Origin of the sequence: Arachidicoccus terrestris (genome assembly GCF_020042345.1) — a bacterium.
Classification (GTDB): Bacteria; Bacteroidota; Bacteroidia; order Chitinophagales; family Chitinophagaceae; genus Arachidicoccus; species Arachidicoccus terrestris.
Genome location: NZ_CP083387.1, coordinates 353,142 through 368,773 on the forward strand (window position 1 = coordinate 353,142; position 15,632 = coordinate 368,773).

Genomic DNA, 15,632 nt, shown 5'->3' on the forward strand with positions numbered 1-15,632 from the left:
TCCCCCGTCGGAGTCTCTACTCCCGGCGGGTTTTATTTACATCAGTCGGGCAGCCGTAAGTATAGACCACTCAATGTATTGGATCAGACAAACATACCGATTGACTTTGAGCACCTTATGAAAAGTGGCATTAACAACAGCTTTCTCACAGTTTTAAGTTTCATTCAGTTTCTGATTGCTCACTACTCCACCTGTGGCATGGGGGAAGATTTATCGATGGATACGATTTTCCGGCGCATCATAAGTTTATCTTTAAAATGGCGGGAGATCTCCTGGGTTAATTCAGTGTAGTTGTTTTTCTGTTTGTTTTCCTGGTAGTAGTAGATCTTGATGGATTTACAGTTTTCATGTTCGAAGATCATGTTGAGCATAGTACGATCGGAAAGTCCGCAGGAGTGACCGAGAATAAAGACCTGGTATTCATCGGAATCCAGAAAACGGATTAGGTTGTAGTAGTTGGAGGTTTTGAAATAGCCGAAGGACTTGATGTGTTCGAAATAACCCTTGGTTTTTTCCAGTTCCATTTTTGCGTAGTCAGCGTCGAGTTCATCACCGAAGCCGAAAATGATCGGGTTATGAGGATCATTAAGTTTACCGTGGATATAATTGATCGTGGTCTTTTTTGTCGCAGCATTGTTTTGTATATATTGCTCAATGGTGTCCGTATAATTAAAATTCAGGACGAGTGTATCTTTAGGTGCGACATTTCGCGCCAGATTAGTTTTTAATAGTTCATTTCTATTGATTGGACTGGCAAGGATATCATTAAACGCTGGCTGGCGAATGTCTGTCGGGATGGTTCCTAAATATTCCGTCAATTCTTTCTTTATAAGATTTAATGCTAAATTGAGTTTATCAAGTGCCTTCTCTTTCTGTTCAGTGTTTAACTTGCTATTCAAAATTTCCTTTAGAGCTGTGTAATACTCATTTTCCACATCAACCCACTTTTCCAAATTGCACTGCAAAAGGAGCTTTTTAGGAAAATCTAATTTGAGAGTAGCCTCAAAGGGAGTTTGCTTTGGCGCTCTATTCCTTAATGTGGTTATATAAAAGCTTTCTTTGCTTAATCCAAAAAGCAAATGAAGTTCATTTTTTTTATATAATGCCCCAATATAATCGCTTATTGGATCTCCGATTGGAGAGAATTGATGGGCAAGGTGTGTTTTTTCAATTGTACATATTTCATCCACATATTGGCCCTGTATGTAGGCCTGCTTAAAACATTTCTTAAGATACCAGAGGATAAAATCATTATATCTTGTATCCAGACCATGGGCCAGGTCGAATCCGTTGCCAATTAAAATCAGTCTGTTCATAATTGCAGTTTGTTTATCCTCAAATTTAATGAATTTTTTGGGCATTGCCTTATGAAAAAACTTGCGTAAATAGATAAATAATGATAACTTAGATGATCAAAATCTTTAATCCGTAATTTAAAACTCATTTCCCTCAAATTCATTCTTGCGCCGTCAGCGGAAAAAAGCCCGCCGCCATTTAACAATTCCTAATACCTCATGAGATGTATAAATCAATCGCTTCTCTTTTAATCTGTCTGTTTACCGTTTCGGCTTCCTTTGGGCAAGATAAACGGATCGAAACAAAGCTTGATAGTCTTTTGACGAAACAATTTAAACCGGCGGAACCGGGTTGTGCGGTTTTAGTCGCGAAGCATGGCCAGATAATTTATAAAAAAGCGTTTGGTAGCGCCAATCTCGAATTAAACGTTCCACTTAAGCCGGATATGGTATTTAATCTCGCCTCCATTACAAAACAGTTTACTGCCGTCGCGATCTTGCAGTTGGTAGCGCAAGGTAAAATTTCATTACAGGACAGCCTGCAAAAATTCATTCCTGATTTCCCTTCCAAAGGTCATATCATAACCATCGAGAATTTACTGACCCATACTTCAGGCATAAAGGACTATATGCAGATCGATTATCGTAATTTAAATATGGAACGATGGGATTTCAGTCCTAAACAGCTAATCGACAGTTTTAAAAATTACGCTTTGGATTTTGAGCCGGGCACCAAATTCTCATATAGCAATTCAGGCTATTATCTACTAGGTTATATCACCCAAAAAGCTTCAGGAAAACGTTATCAGAGTTATATTCAGGATAATCTTCTTAAGCCTTTAGGCTTGACGCGCTCCTATTTTGACAGTGCGAATATCATTATTCCAGGTCGCGTCAACGGCTACCGTAAAGACGGATCATCCTTTAGGAACGTGGACTACTGGAGTCCGACGATTGAATACGCCGCGGGCGGGTTAATCTCAAACGTCGAAGATCTGTTCAGATGGCATGTAGGACTATATTCTTATAAAATCCTAAAAAAAGAAATGTTGAAAAAGGCGTTTACGCCTTATCATTTAAAAGACGGCACGACAACGGGATACGGTTACGGTTGGTTTGTACGTACATCAAACGGTGTAAAATCAATTGAACATGGAGGAGGTATGCCAGGCTTTTTAACCAATGAAATATATTATCCGGATAGCGATACATATATCGCCGTCCTCTGCAACAACGGAACCGTTTCGATGAATGATCTGACAGTCAACATCGCGCAAATCGTTTTAGACAAACGCCTACAGGAGAATTTACACGTTGCTCCAAACGAACTTGATAAATATGTCGGCGTTTATCAACTATCGATAGACAAAAACAGAACCATTACCATCCTAAAGGAAAATGGCCACCTTATCGCGAAAGTTTCTGAGACTGAAACGATTCCGCTGGTCTTTCAATCTCCAACGAAATTTCAATTTAAAAACATGTTGGACGCGCATTGCGAATTCGTAACAGAAGATGGCAAGGTCACGAAATTTAATGTCAGTCAACACGGACATTACGAGTGGATAAAGATAAAATAAACGGACGCCACCGGCGTCGGCAATGCTGAAATACTGAAATCCGTTCTATTCAGGAATTCATTAATGAGACCGGTCTTTATCACAGGCAATTGGAAACATTTTATTTCCGAGTAAGCAAGGCGGCAAACACCTTCAGTCACGCATTAATAGAAAAAATAAAAGATAACCTGCACACCTTCTCTGAAGAACGCCTAGAAACCTTAGCTACCGAGTATTATGAGAGAATGGATGATGAAACCCTAGAAAAATTCATAGTTAAATTGGAAAACAAACTGTCTTGTAAGCTCCCCTTTAAATAGAACGAGTTAGAATTAGACAAAATTGTTTAATTTTAAACCGTTCAAATATGAAGAAGAATCAATTTAGCGCGACTCAGATCGCTAGTATTTTAAAGGAGCTTGATGGCGGCAAAAGTGCCGAGGAAATAAGTCGAGAACGTGGCGTAAGCAAAGCCACACTCTTAATTGGCGTAAAAAGTACGGTGGCATGGAAGCTAGTGAGATGAAACGGGTGAAGGAGTTGGAGGAGGAAAATACCCGCTTAAAACGTATGTATGCCAATCTGGCAATGGAGCTTGATGTCGCTAAATACATAATCGAAAAAAAGTTGTAAAGCCTTGCCACAAAAGGGCTTTGGTAGAAGAAATACGTAAGGAACTGCCAAAATCAGTGAGCAAGGCTTGTCGGGTTCTCGGTTTAAGTCGAAGCGTATTGCACTATAAATCAATCAAAGATGACAGCACTTACGTGGATTTACTTCGTAAGCATGCTGAAGATCATCCTCGTGAGGGTTTCTGGAAGGCTTATGGCCGCATCCGCAACCAGGGTGTCATAGTAAATCATAAACGACTCTTTCGCATTTACCGGGAAGCTGGCCTGTCTCTTCGTCGCAAATGTAAGCGCCGCCTGCCCAATAGAGAGAAGCAGCCATTAGTTGTTCCGGAGACCTTTACACAGAGCTGGAGTATAGATTTCACCAATGACGTTCTGAGCAATGGACTTAAATTTAGAAGTTTTAATGTTATTGATGACTATAACCGTGAAGTATTGTACATAGAAGTTGATTACAGCTTAAAAAGTAGCCGTGTAGTGTGGGTGTTAAACCACCTAATCAACCGCTACGGTAAACCACAGAATATTCGTATGGATAATGGCCCGGAATTAATAGCAGGGTTAATGACTCATTGGAGCGCAGTAAACGATATAACTTTTCAGTACATCCAACCTGGCAAACCCATGCAGAATGGCTATATAGAGCGATTTAATAGGACTTACAGAGAAAATGTACTGGATGCTTATATCTTTGAATCGTTGGATGATGTAAGAGATATCACAGATGAGTTTGTAAAAGACTATAACCACGATCGGCCACACGACTCATTAGGAGGTCTTCCACCGGTGAGGTACCGGGAAGAAAGCGGCCAAAAATTGATTGGGGGCTCGTTCCGCTCCGGCTACGCCTCCGCTACACTCGCCCCCAATCAATTTCCCCAGGAGAGGGAAGAAATCTAATCTCTAAAGGTTCTATTTTTGGGAAGCTTACAGTCTGACTCAAAGGCCCACGAAAAGTAAACAATGAGAAGTGCGCGCATGCCGGGTGATAGCGACAGGGATCTGTGTTTACTTGCAGAAAGCCATCAGTTTGTTTATCCGCAAATTTAATGAATTTCAAGAGGCTCTCTTGGGCTTACAACACTAACTATCTTAGCAAGATAGAAAGTTATACCAGGAGATTACAAAAGTATGCGCAGAAAAATGTGTTATATTACGATTTTATGTACATAAAAATGTAATCGGCTATATTTTTTAGTTTCCAGCAAAAGAAATGAATTCGCTGGGGAGTATAGCAAAAAAAACGCATTTATGATACTATCATTAATTCTTTAGAATTGGACTGGCATTCAGGGTATGTCCCAGATTGTCTTTTAAGGAGGCGGCCGTGACAAGGCCTTATATGGACCTTAGCCGCGTCTGCATTTTCGGCCATTCCTTGGGCGGCTATTTGCGGGCCAGGCGTGCTAACAACGCCGGACTTCTATAAGGTCGGTATCGCGTCGGCACCGGGCGATCTTTATCAGGCGGCAGAAGTCAACGAACCGTATATGGGTTTACCTAAGGATAATCCCTAAGGTTACAGGTATGGCTCCAATGAAGCGATCGCCGGCCAGTTAAGAGGGAAGGTGCTTTTTATCCACGGAACCAGCGATGAAAACACACCTTTATCCACCACGATTCGGATGGAGGATGCCTTAACAAAGGTCTGGAAGTCTTACGATCTGTTGTTACCGCCGGCAGAGGGCCATTCCTTCAACCAGGGTAAAAACGGGAGGTAGGTGGCGGACAGGATTGTCCGGTACTTTAAAGAATATCTGTAAACAACCAATGGTAACGTCGGTACAAGCCTCCTATTGTTGAGCTCTGACTTTATGGTAGGATAGCCACAATGCAGGACATTTGATGATAAAAGGTTGCTTTTTACCCTCCAGCAGTTCTTTCTTATTTACAAATTCAACTTCTTCGATTCTGACTTTAGGAAATCCAATTTCAATGTTCACTCCATGAAGTTCTACGGTTTCAGATTCATTAATATATTCTTCAATCATAGTGCCTTGAAGATATTTTCTGAGATTCTCAATTTCGTATATTTCTTCGTTACTAGGTTTCAAAAGTACCTGATATTTAGGATCTGGAAGCTTTTGAAACTCACGACCCTGAGTGATGTCGAATAGTGTATTGACCTTCCATATATTTTCATCATTTATTTCCGCAAAGTCGAATTTAGTAAATCTGACTTCGAAGTACCTTTCAATTGTCTTAAGTTTTTCAAAATAGCTAAGGTGAAATTTAGCATATTCATTGTTTTGCTTCGCTTGAGGATTAAATGAATGAGGTCTTGGGCCATTGTCAAGAAATACCTTAAACGGCATGCTATCAACTAATCTTTTTACCAGTTTAAATATCTTTATTTCTTCATCCATGTTGTAGCAAAATTGGTCATGTTCAAATTTTGCATTTAGCTCTACTCCTTCAATTCCATTTCTAGTAATAACATTATTATTTACTTTAATTATGTATGTAGATCTTCCGAAAATGATCGTAATTTGAAAGCTATTTTTTGAACTGAAAAATTGATAATCCAAATCTGTCAATTCAAAACCATCTTCAAAAACGATAGTAAAAATTCCTTTACTTGCTGGTTCAGGGCCAATTTTTATTGCCTCAACATCGTTCCACCATGGAATATTTATGCCTGCAATTGAAGCAGTCAAAGACTTAATTTCATCTCTCGAAACGGTTACCGGATCAAAGTGACGACCATCTATTAAGTCACGAAACAAACCTGCGTTTTGATGCTTAGGAGCGATTGCGAAGTTAACAAGACCTTTTATATCCGGGGAACTTCCGCTAATGCTTTTAAATCTTAGCTTTTGCTGTCCGAATTCAAGAACAGGTAAGATCTTGTGAAGCTTTAAGAATTCTATACCTGTGTCAATACTTACCTTTTTTTGTTGAATATCGTTGATTATGTTATACTTGAGATTACACAAAAGTGCATCAATAAAACTTCTGGCATCTTGTTCGACAAATTGTATACCTTTTTGAACCAGTTGCAGCTTTTGAAGCGGGCTGATTTTTGGCGAGACAAAGAAGACCTGTTTCATGTCAGCGCCTAATTCAATTTTAAGTTTCTCAAAAATAACCTGTATATTTTCATCCTGAAAACTATACCCTATAAATAATATATGTCTTGTTGTGAATTTTTCTTTTATAGCATTCCAGAACGCCTCATCTTCGCTCTTTTTAGAAAAATAACCTAAGTAGTCATTCGTTGTAAGAATAATCCGATCCTGGTGGCTAAAATCTCCGTGCAATTTAAATAACGATGGCTTATTATTTTGGCATATTGCCAAATCCCTTGAATTACAGACTACTTGGATTCCATCGCCATACACCTTTTCAAATAACGTATCGTAATTCGTAGTAATTATTGACTTAAAATGTGGGATTAGCCTAATATTATGGTGAACTGAGGTATCTTTTATTTTTATTTTGTCGAATATTTTCCCTAATTGATTTAATACAAATTCTCGGCCCTTAGTAGTTTCAATACATTGACAGATCTTACCCAAATCCCGGCAACTTTTCAATTCCTTCTTAAACTGAGGATCTATAAAGGGCTTCATTTTTTTAGCTAAATCATTACCGCTGGGATATCCAGCATATAGGGACAGGCCTGCCCCTGCAAACAAAACAACCTGTTCGCTTCGGATTAATTCAAATAATTTATCGTTCTCCATATTGATCGCTGTAAGTTTTACCGGAAATTATATTCCAGCGTTTTTTGGTCAATAATGTCGGGCCGATAGGTATATTTTAAGCCGGTTAAACTGTCAATTAGTCTTGTTTCAATATGATTTTCTTTACTCATTTAGAGTCATTTGAATTTAGAGGTTCAAATATAACACTAAATTATATTACTGTAAAACAGAATAAATGGCTAATTTTATTAGTGAACAACAAAATTCAGATAAAACGAACGAGTTATGATAAAAGTATTTAATTTTAGGGTAATAGATTAAGAAAATGAATTCTGACAATCCATCTGCTAAAGAGAACCCAGAACTTGACCCGGCTTCACCAAGAGATGTGGAATTAAGTGAAGAGGCCATATACAAGGAAAAGCTGAAAGATTACAGTATTAGTCTGGAAAAGATGCGAGATTTTAGTACGGATTTATTCGAAAAACAACTGATATATGTTGCTGGTGGCTCAATTGCGGCCTCCGTTTGGGTGATCGATAAATTTCTGTCCGGTGTGCAAGATGGTTTTATTTGGGTATTATTGAGTTGGATGGCTTGGGGCGGAACAATCGTAGTCAATCTCCTTTCTCATGCGAGGGCTATGATGTTATATAATCGCACTTTAGGTGAAATTGTCAGCGAAAACTATGATAAAATTAAAGCAGACAAAAGAGGTGAGGTAATTGAACGGTTCAATCATATAAGTTTGATTTTTTATTTTTGTGGCATTATTAGTTTTGGAATATTTTGTAGTAAGAGCTGGAAGGATTTTAACAGACCTAAAACTTCGGAAAACAATAAAATTGAAATCATTGATTACAATAAGAATAAAATTGAAAATAAATTAGACAGTTTAATTAAAGAGATACATTCATCAAAATTACTCATTATGCAGCCTAACTCTGACGGCACACGGGGAGCGGTGCCAGCGCCCGGGCCAGCACCTTCCAATGGAGGAAGCAAGCCTAAAAGCTAGTAATATTATTTTTATTTATCAACCTTAAAAACTAAGTATTATGCCCAAAAATGGAGGAACAAAAGGAGGGGTACCGTCACCAGGTCCGACTACACCAGGGACAGGGGGAAGTAAACCAAAATCATAAAAGGAATATGAAACCAAGAAAATCGAATTCTTCAAGCAAACCGGCGGCTAACAAAAAGGAAATCCGAAAAGCAAGAACCAAAAAGGCGGGCGCTGTTCCGCCTAAAGGTCCTGTACATCCAATAAAATCTAAAGATAAAAAGCCAAACGATTAATAATCTAGATTTACAAACCGGCGGCAAAAGTTTTTTCCTGGAATAGAGCTTGTCTTCAATTTCAAAAATCAGGGGGTAAAGGTTTTGTATGCCATATAACCAAGGCAAAATTAAATATGAGTTCAATCAATCAGATCATAAGACTGATATTTATAACGCTCCTAAGCATTGCATTATTGCAAATGCCCGAGTCCTATTATCAATCACTAAAGTTGATTATCGGTATTGGTATGATTGTATTTGCTTACAGGACGGATATCTTTAATACCAAACGCGGGATAACAGAATTAATCATAGGTATAATTTTTATTGCAACAATGGATTCTGAATTGACACGGCGTTTTTGGCAAATAATAGATATAGCCTCAATCATATTTTTGGTCTATTGTGTTATCGATGAAAAAATAAAATATGAAGTTCATAAGAAAAGACAATAAGGCATTCCTATTTATCTGGCTGTGTCCTCTGATTTTATTAATAATTGCATCCAGAAATCAAACGTTTTTATATAAGTTTTACGAAATTATTGGTATCCACGTTCAGTATTATGATGAGCAGGTATATGAGGATGATCAGGACAGCGAATATTATGGATATCACCCTGGTGGCTGGACGACAAAAACCTGGGTGAGGGGTGTATATTCATCTGATCAGAAAGCAATTAACAAAATTGAGCTTATTACCAGCTTTTTCTTTTGGAGCTATCTATTCATTCCCGGATATTTTTACAGAAGAACGCTTATAAAAGACACTGAAACGGAATAAAGTCGCTGCTAGCCGAAACCGAATTTTCACTAATATATTTAGCCTTAATAATTATGCCTACTTTTAAATTTGGAAGTATAAGAAAAAAATATTAACTTTGTGGAAAGTATATATACTTTCCACATTGAAATAACACTCCTTTTCTAACCCTAACTTTTATATTTAAAATCACCTAGTTTGCCTCTATAATTTGGAAAATTAAAATTTAATAATTAATTTTGTCAAAGTATATATACTTTGACAATAGAAGATAAATAAAACTGGAATATTCAGCCTTCTTTGCTCTATCATTGTGTTACGAATTAGGAAATACAAGAAAAAAACCGTAACTTTATAATATTGAAAGTATATATACTTTCAATAGAGATACTAATGAAAAATTTCTATGGCTAATAAATCCCGATTTGTAATTGCTGAAAATACGATTAAGGCCTTTTTCAAGAACGGAGAAAAAAAAATATTTAGTCGTAAAGAATTAGGAGAAGTTCTTGAACAAAACAGGTCACTATGGAAGCTGCCAATTACCATGAACAGGGACCAATTTATTGACCGACTTCTCGAAAACAATATTTTGAGCAGGACTGTTATTGAGTTCAACTCAAATATACGTAAAGAAAAATTTCTAGAAGGGGAACCCTCTACCCTTCAAATAGCCTCTTCACTAATCAACAGATCATATTTATCACATTTTACTGCCGTGTTCCTTCATGGATTAACAACACAGGTTCCAAAAACCGTATATATTTCATTTGAACAAAGCGAAAAAGTCTTCGATAGAAATCTTACACAAACAGCCATCGATTCAGCTTTCTCAAAACCACAGCGGCGGTCCGGCGTAACCGCTACATATAAGGATTATACCTTCCTCCTTCATAATGGCATGTATACGAATCGTACCGGCGTTTTCGTCTCAGAAGGTCTGCCAATAACGAATATCGAAAGAACCCTTATAGATATAGCGGTTAGACCAGCCTATGCGGGTGGGGTGGACTCTGTATTAGAAGTCTATAAAAAGGCAATCAGTAGGATTTCCATTAATAAACTCGTTGCCACCCTTGACAAGTTAAATTTTATATACCCCTATCACCAAGCTATCGGCTTTTATCTTGAAAGAGCGGGTCTTATCGAAAAAAAGCTGGAACCGTTAAAAGAGAAGGAAAAGAACTTTGATTTTTATCTGACCTATGCGATGATGGAAAAGGAATATGATGAAACCTGGAGGATTTACTATCCTAAGGGAATGTAACCGCCTCAAATACATTCAATACAAAATTAAAATAGAAGTCGAAGTCTTCGAGTTTTTCCATCTGTGAGATCGTATCTTTAACACTGTTCCAGTTATCCTGGTGTAAGGCTTTATTATTTCTGATCTTCTTGATGAATGCTAAGGGAACTTTTTTAGCTTCAAAGATGTTTGCTATCAGCTCCTTGTTTTCATCAGTATTAGGGTTTATGGGAAATAAATCCAATATCAGATGAATGTCATAAAAATCTCTGGCCCTAGCTCTTGGACTAAAAGAAGGAATGACTGACCGGTAATCCGGAAGCTGCTGACAGATGGCTCTTAATTTCTCAAAAGCAATCATTTCAGGTGTATAGACATAGATCTTGTATCCGTCAACGTCAATTTTTGATTTCTTCCCGACATGTTCAAACTTACTGAATTCCAACTCAAAAACGGGAGAATGATTCGGATTTAGGGGAACAGAAGCCCTTCTGATTTTATCCTTATTGCCCACATTCTTATCATAACTGTCCTTGTCAATGACTTTAAATTCAACTTTATAGCCGCCCCAGAAATCGATAAGCTCCTCACTGATCTTTTTAGGCTTGTTCAGGAACTTATAATCAAAAACAACAAAATTGTTTTCAAGAAAAGTCTGCCTTAAAGTGGCCTCGATTCTATCTGATATTGCCTGTTGTTCTTCGGCGAAGTCACCGTCAAAAATAGAGTAGTCCAGATCGTACGAGGTTCTGGAAACTATATCACTATCCGGTTGGTAGGCAAGATCAATGGCATTACCGCCCTTGAGGACGAGGATCTCCATCAACTCATCATCAGAGGCAAGGGCAATTATTGTAATGCGTTTTATTCTATTTACCAGTTCTATATCCATGAATTCAATTGTTTTAGCGAAAGTAAGGGAAATTCTGAAGCGCATGCCCTTCCTGTGTTGTCTTTTATGTTCTATCCATTTATAAACGGATATAAGCATTTAAATGAGGGAAAGAAGGGTGCCGTTCTTCAACTTGTCCATCATGTCGAAATTCCGACAGATTTTCGACATGATGGACAAGTTGATGTCGAATGGTTCGACATTTGGGCGGAGAGCCTTATGCTACAAATTACCGGGCATTTCCCTGACTGGCGTCTTTTTTATTAATCCGTAGGTTCATCCTGAGCGGATTCTGTTCTTTTGAGAACAACCATGTAGTTTATCGGTTTCATTAAAATCTGACTTTGGACATCACCTGAAACGATGTAAAATTTACCGCGCCGATTTATCTTGTCATAATTGTAGATTCTGTAAATGAAGTAATGTTCTTTATCCAGATTCATAAACGCAGTTTCGTTATAACTAAGATAAAACGGCGTATTGCAGTCACCTAAAGTGGTTTTTACTTCGATATATCTAGGGTTCCCGTCAATATCGAAAGATAAGATGTCATAGCCCACACCGTCGGGCACTTTTCTGACCTGATCCGCCTGTTCTTTTCTATTTGCTTCTATTAGAATCTTTTTTTCGTAGTCAATTACCAATTGCTCTCCAGCCTCCCCCAGTTCTTTTTGTACCCGATCTTTCGCCTGATAGTCAATAGCCACGGCCTTAAAGTTGCTTTCCCTAACGGGAAATTCGTGATAACCTGTTGGCCTCCTGCCTTCTTCTAAAGGAATCCTGGCGCCCTCCGGCCAGAGCATGGCCGAAAGCCCATCATAAAGAGGCATACTCTGCCTTACAAACCGAAGACAGGTTTCGATAAGAGAATCCCAGTTTTCTTCGATAAGTTCTTTAAGAGGAATTTTGTTCCAGTGGACATCCAAACCTTCAATAAAAGACTTACATATAGCTTGCTGCTTAATGTTCAAATCTGAGCTGGACGTTGTCCTGTAATCCAGTTTATAAACAAAATCATTATGCCTTTGTCCACGGTCCTCTCCGACCTCAATACCGAAAGTAAAGAAAATATCGCGCTCCTTTCCGGAACCCCGGTAGACTTTTACCCAGGTGTATGGTTTGAATGCTGAGCCCCCAGCCCTTTTGTCCTTTCGGGACGTATTGTCCCGTTGGATCCAATTCTGATTGTCTTCCAGAATAAACCCGGGTAGCTGTTCAATAATACGTCGCCCCAGATACTTTGTTTTATGCCAAACGGATTCTTTAAGTTCTCTAGCAATTCTTCTGTGTTCCTCGTTTTCCTTTTCGTACGGCTTGCTTTCCCATTTTTTAAATAAATCCAGTTCACTTTTGGTAAAAAATGGTTCCATCTTATTAGCGGACAATATTTTATTCATAGATCAGCTATTTTTTTATGTCTCGATTCAATCAGTTAAACTTATTTTAATTTTTTCCAATATTTTTCTAATTTTTTCGGCAAATACGACAGTTTTTATTTCGTAAAATCGTTTATCTTCAGTGAAAATGAGATATCCTCTCTTGCTAGTCTGTTTATATTCCTGATTTTTAACAATCTCAAGCTTGTCGATCGTTTTGTAATCCACCCCGTCTCTTTCAAACAATTCCGCCTCAATGTGGTTTAAACCAATCCAGATATCCAGCACGATCGTTTTTGCGTCAATGATGAACTCAAAGGCAATCACTTCTCTCTTCCATATCCATTGCTTAACGAAACCGGTTAGCCCGGATGTATCGATGTTATCAGCAACCTGCCGTCTTTTTCTAAAAAGCAAATTTTCCATATTTACCTTTTCGGCAAACAAAGCGTCAATGAGATCATTATTTTGGAAAAAGAAATCAAAGGTCTGTTTGTTTATTGTAGAATCATCCATACCAGTCAAATTTTCGATGGTTTGTATAAAGTCGTTCAAAAAAATTAAATGTGCATTATTTGTTTCAAGGCAATAATCACTCAAATGAGCTTTCAATCGATCAAAAAATTGATTATAGGTGACTGAAATAAAGCCATTATCTACGGGTTCCTTTCTTGGAGATAAAACAATGTAATACCGGTTCTGCTTTTTGCGAAAGCGTTTTTCAATTGTATCCTTATAGTTTTTTAGGTCGTTTACGAGCCGATGAAATATTTTGTTCTCAATCGTTATAACAAAAGTGCCGCATTCAATGATCAGATCGATTCTTTTCTTTACATCCGTAGAAAATTCCCGTTCTACAGACAACACCTCAAAGGATTCGTTCACATTTTTAAAGTCCGCAATGCAGTCTGTGATCGCTTGTAAGAACAATTCCTGAAAGCCATGCACCTGACGGGTATCAAAAAAGAAGCTTAAAATATTGGAACTGACATTCTCAAAATGCGGATAACCGGAAAGTTCCATGTAAGTAGGATCGGCAGCTTTTAGCGGAGCAGTCTTTTTAAAATTCTCCAATAAGACTTCCAACTCGGCAATTGTGTGAGAGGCCATTTTTTTGTCAGTTTTGATAATGCTAAGGTAGTGTAAAACTTGATTAAATAATTTTATTTTTTGGATATGGACATAGGTTTTAATACAGGGATGACAATTGGTCATAGCTGCAACTAATTTCGAGTTCTAGATACTTAATTCTGCACACAGCAAGTGTGAGTTTACTTTTATTTTGTGTAATAATCCCAGGCGGATTTGGCGATCGAGGCGATAATGGCTTCGCCGTCTTTATAGTGTTCAATGGTATTGTGGACGAAGATGGACAGAATAAGCCGGTTGCCATCAGGAAGTTCGATGATACCGATATCATTGATGGCGCCGGTAAGCCCCTCATCATTGGTAAAGGAGCTGCCGATGCGGTGGGCGACGACAGCGCCCCTGGGTAGCTGGCCTTTGATCCTGTTTTCACCGACGGAGGTGGCGACCATGGTGGTGTAGAGAAAATGCGTGGCGGATGGTGAGAGCAATTTACCCTCATAAAAAAGCCTCAACAGATCCGTGGCAAAATCAGGTGTGGTGGTATTCAGGAACTGCGCGTCCCAATTTTCGTGCATGCCGGCTTCGTCGTTTTTGATCACAAAATGGGGGCTATTAATAAATCTGTCAATGGTTTTCACCCCACCTATCAGCCGGATGAGAAAATCACAGAGGTTGTTGTCGCTGACCTTGATCATCCAGCCTATAGCCTCCCGCAGTGTGATATTGAGGTTACCTTCGGGATGCTTGTCGCGGAAGGGACTGTAGGTATCTGGCAGAAGATCCTGCTTTTTGATAAAGAGCTGCTGGTCCAGGGAGAGCTTACCCGCATCTACCTGATGCATAACGGTTAGTGCCACATGGAATTTGAAGACGCTGATCATGGAATAGGGCATGTCGCCATGGATGCTAGTCCGCTCCCCTGTTTTCAGGTTAAGGATGGAGACGCCAACGTCCGCCTTTTTGGTAGCAAGGATATTTTGGATCTCGGTTTTAAGTGTACTGCCCTTTTGTGCGGATACGGATATACAAAGCGTCAGGAAAAACAGGATTAAGGTAAAAACTTGCCTTTTCATGGGGGATTTTGAAACAAATGTAAGGAGAAGATTTCTCTATCGGCGTTGCCTGACCGGAAATATCTATCAGGAAAACGCGGCGTTCCATTTCCTGACCAGCTTTTTAGTTCATCCGAGAAGTACGCAGCGGCGAATCTACTAAAAGCCTTTTTCCTTAAATATCGAATTCTATACCAAAGCTCTCCTCTAGAAATCCCAAGGTGTCTAATTGGCCACTCATCAAACACTGAACATTCCTATTTGAAAACAGTCCAATATTGGATACCCAATTGGCATTAGATCTATTAACTGTCTTTAACCAATTAATGCCAACGACCCATTCTGTTTTCTCATTATCAGCATTCATAAATAAATTTTCTTTAAGATAGGGCAGTTCTTTTACGTAATTTTGGTTTGAGATCTTGCCATTAAGAATATCTGCATTTAAGCTAAGCTGTTGCATTGCGTACCCATTAAACACAAATTCCCTTATCGGTACTGCTTCCTTTACTAATTCACCAATCCCCACATAACCGGCTCCTGTGATAAATGCAGCAATTATATCACCTTTTTCCAATTTACGCAATTGTCTACTGTAAACCAGTCCTTGACCAGCACTTAGAAAGCCATATTCATTACAAGCATCCCATTGCCTTCGCTTCACATACCTCTTCAAATCTTTTGCAGAATTTTTTGCATCTTCTCCGACGTTTACAAATCTGATCGAGCCTGTGGGAATTTTTATCACCATAGTATTAGTTTAAAAGTGTTTATAGCATCTTAATAATGTTATATATTTCT

15 protein-coding genes and 1 pseudogene are annotated in these 15,632 nt (G+C 38.5%); 9 read left to right on the forward strand and 7 right to left on the reverse strand.

The features are described from left to right. Nucleotides 1-182: 182 nt before the first annotated feature. The gene (locus tag K9M52_RS01350) at nt 183-1,316 is read right to left on the reverse strand and encodes an AbiH family protein (protein WP_224070275.1); all 1,134 of its coding nucleotides are present in this window, start codon (nt 1,314-1,316) and stop codon (nt 183-185) included. A 203-nt stretch (nt 1,317-1,519) separates the two neighbouring features. Between K9M52_RS01350 and K9M52_RS01355 the strand changes: the two genes are divergently transcribed. The 5 genes and pseudogenes from K9M52_RS01355 (at nt 1,520) to K9M52_RS19120 (ending at nt 5,207) form a co-directional block, all read left to right on the forward strand. Further along, a complete protein-coding gene (locus tag K9M52_RS01355; RefSeq protein ID WP_224070276.1) occupies nt 1,520-2,875 on the forward strand; it encodes a serine hydrolase domain-containing protein in 1,356 nt (451 codons plus the stop codon). A gap of 346 nt (nt 2,876-3,221) precedes the next feature. After that, nucleotides 3,222-3,380, forward strand: coding sequence for a transposase (locus K9M52_RS19110; RefSeq protein ID WP_394369830.1), 159 nt, complete (start codon nt 3,222-3,224; stop codon nt 3,378-3,380). Continuing rightward, nucleotides 3,350-3,487: pseudogene (locus K9M52_RS19115) on the forward strand (hypothetical protein); the annotation flags it as partial. The gene K9M52_RS19110 and the pseudogene K9M52_RS19115, both read left to right, overlap by 31 nt. Nucleotides 3,488-3,507: 20 nt before the next feature. Then, nucleotides 3,508-4,386: an IS3 family transposase gene (locus tag K9M52_RS01360; RefSeq protein ID WP_394369831.1), complete on the forward strand. Its 879-nt coding sequence runs from the start codon at nt 3,508-3,510 to the stop codon at nt 4,384-4,386. Between the two features lie 668 nt (nt 4,387-5,054). After that, nucleotides 5,055-5,207, forward strand: a complete 153-nt coding sequence (locus K9M52_RS19120; RefSeq protein ID WP_224070278.1) for a prolyl oligopeptidase family serine peptidase — start codon at nt 5,055-5,057, stop codon at nt 5,205-5,207. Nucleotides 5,208-5,279: 72 nt separating this feature from the next. On the opposite strand, the gene K9M52_RS01375 is transcribed toward K9M52_RS19120, so the two are convergent. Beyond that, a complete protein-coding gene (locus K9M52_RS01375; protein WP_224070279.1) occupies nt 5,280-7,172 on the reverse strand; it encodes an SIR2 family protein in 1,893 nt (630 codons plus the stop codon). Between the two features lie 286 nt (nt 7,173-7,458). Between K9M52_RS01375 and K9M52_RS01380 the strand changes: the two genes are divergently transcribed. The 4 genes from K9M52_RS01380 to K9M52_RS01390 all read left to right on the forward strand — a co-directional run bounded on the left by K9M52_RS01380 (nt 7,459) and on the right by K9M52_RS01390 (nt 10,443). Further along, nucleotides 7,459-8,151 (forward strand): hypothetical protein, encoded by a 693-nt coding sequence (locus tag K9M52_RS01380; RefSeq protein WP_224070280.1) that lies wholly within the window; start codon nt 7,459-7,461, stop codon nt 8,149-8,151. Nucleotides 8,152-8,548: 397 nt separating this feature from the next. Then, a complete protein-coding gene (locus K9M52_RS19125; RefSeq protein ID WP_394369832.1) occupies nt 8,549-8,869 on the forward strand; it encodes a DUF6804 family protein in 321 nt (106 codons plus the stop codon). Then, nucleotides 8,844-9,197 (forward strand): hypothetical protein, encoded by a 354-nt coding sequence (locus K9M52_RS01385; protein WP_224070281.1) that lies wholly within the window; start codon nt 8,844-8,846, stop codon nt 9,195-9,197. Before K9M52_RS19125 ends, K9M52_RS01385 begins: the two co-directional genes overlap by 26 nt. 385 nt (nt 9,198-9,582) lie before the next feature. Further along, complete coding sequence (locus tag K9M52_RS01390) at nt 9,583-10,443, forward strand: type IV toxin-antitoxin system AbiEi family antitoxin domain-containing protein (protein ID WP_224070282.1); 861 nt, start codon at nt 9,583-9,585, stop codon at nt 10,441-10,443. Here K9M52_RS01390 and K9M52_RS01395 read toward each other — a convergent pair. From K9M52_RS01395 to K9M52_RS01415, 5 genes are all read right to left on the reverse strand, one after another. After that, a complete protein-coding gene (locus tag K9M52_RS01395) occupies nt 10,430-11,314 on the reverse strand; it encodes a nucleotidyl transferase AbiEii/AbiGii toxin family protein (RefSeq protein ID WP_224070283.1) in 885 nt (294 codons plus the stop codon). The two genes, K9M52_RS01390 and K9M52_RS01395, sit on opposite strands and share 14 nt — an antisense overlap. A gap of 263 nt (nt 11,315-11,577) precedes the next feature. Then, complete coding sequence (locus K9M52_RS01400; RefSeq protein WP_224070284.1) at nt 11,578-12,711, reverse strand: DUF3883 domain-containing protein; 1,134 nt, start codon at nt 12,709-12,711, stop codon at nt 11,578-11,580. Nucleotides 12,712-12,738: 27 nt separating this feature from the next. Then, nucleotides 12,739-13,800 (reverse strand): PD-(D/E)XK nuclease family protein, encoded by a 1,062-nt coding sequence (locus K9M52_RS01405; protein WP_224070285.1) that lies wholly within the window; start codon nt 13,798-13,800, stop codon nt 12,739-12,741. A gap of 167 nt (nt 13,801-13,967) precedes the next feature. After that, entirely contained in the window at nt 13,968-14,852 is an 885-nt protein-coding gene (gene bla / locus K9M52_RS01410; RefSeq protein WP_224070286.1) for a class A beta-lactamase, read from the reverse strand. A 154-nt stretch (nt 14,853-15,006) separates the two neighbouring features. After that, entirely contained in the window at nt 15,007-15,582 is a 576-nt protein-coding gene (locus K9M52_RS01415) for a hypothetical protein (RefSeq protein WP_224070287.1), read from the reverse strand. Nucleotides 15,583-15,632: the final 50 nt, after the last annotated feature.